1 protein-coding gene is annotated in these 1,337 nt (G+C 66.4%); it reads left to right on the top strand.

The genetic code is table 11. From position 1 onward, the window contains the following. The first annotated feature begins 52 nt into the window (after positions 1-52). Positions 53-1,285, top strand: coding sequence for an IS30 family transposase (locus AB0K73_RS20800; RefSeq protein WP_360519579.1), 1,233 nt, complete (start codon positions 53-55; stop codon positions 1,283-1,285). The last annotated feature ends 52 nt before the right edge of the window (positions 1,286-1,337 follow it).

Raw genomic sequence — 1,337 nt, 5'->3', positions numbered from 1 at the left:
GGGTGGTTTCCAGTGACGGTCGCAACGAGGACCATCCGAAAGGGGTTCTCGTATGTCTTCTCGTCGTGTTCGGAAAGGGCCGGGTCGCAGGCCGAAGTCGCTGGCTCGTAGGCGGTTCATGGAGCTACTCGCGGAGGGCTGGTCCATGTCGGCCGCCGCGCGCGAGGTGGGCGTGAGTCGTTCCGCGGCGAACAACTGGAAGAACGGCACCACCGTGCGTCGAAAGGATGGCACGGTCAAGGTCGTGCCACCGCTTGAGCCGCTCGCCGTCCGTGTCATCTCGCCTCGGTTCCTGGCCGAGGAAGAGCGCGTGCAGATCGCCGACCTCGCATCCCGGGGACTGGGGCCGACCGCGATCGGGGCTGCGCTGGGCAGGGCGCCGTCGACGATCAGTCGCGAGCTGAGACGCAATCTTCACCCGTCGGGGCAGTATCGGCCGTTTCACGCGCACGCGGCCGCCGCGACCCGACGGAGAAGGTTCCGGCCGCTGAAGCTGAGCAGCGACTCCGCGCTGCGCTCCTACGTGATCGCGAGATTGAAGGAGCGGTGGAGCCCGCAGCAGATCTCCCGAGCGTTACGACGCGCTCACCCCGATCAGGCGGAGCGACGAGTGGCGACGGAGACGATCTATCAGGCGATCTACCGGCCAGCCAGCGGGATCCTGCGCAAGCCGGCGCCGTCACCACTACGGACCGGCCGTGATCACCGGCGCGGACATACCCGGCAGATCCGGGCGGGACGACGGTTCGCGCAGCCGATGCTGTCGGTGCACGATCGCGGCTTCGAACCCACCGACCGCTCTGAAGCCGGGCATTGGGAGGGGGACCTCATCGTCGGTCCTCACAACCGATCGGCGATCGGCACGCTCGTGGAACGGCAGACCCGCTACGTGAAGCTGCTGCACTTGCCCGCATTCAACTCGATCGAGATGCACGCGGCGCTGGTCCGCACGCTCGGCGAGCTACCGCCACCACTGAGACGAACCTTGACCTGGGACCAGGGCACCGAGATGGCCAAACACCTCGACGTGACCGCCGACACGGGCACTCGGATCTACTTCTGCGACGCCGCGAGCCCATGGCAGCGCGGCAGCAACGAAAACACGAACGGGCTCCTGCGCCAGTACTTCCCGAAGTCGACCGACCTATCGGTACACAGCCCGCGGCACCTGGCTCGCGTCGAACTCGAGCTCAACCGACGCCCACGGCTGACCCTCGGCGACCGTACGCCTCACGAGCTCTTCAACGCTTTGCTAGCCTCCGAGAATCACCCCTCGTTGCGATGACTGCTGGAATACAAGCCGCCGCTACTGTCCAGTTTTCGAGCGTCGTCGACAC

This window comes from Agromyces sp. NPDC052230, assembly GCF_040679595.1.
Lineage (GTDB): Bacteria > Actinomycetota > Actinomycetes > Actinomycetales > Microbacteriaceae > Agromyces.
Note: the sequence above shows the minus strand (reverse complement) of the source record. Positions and strands in the feature narration are given on the sequence as shown.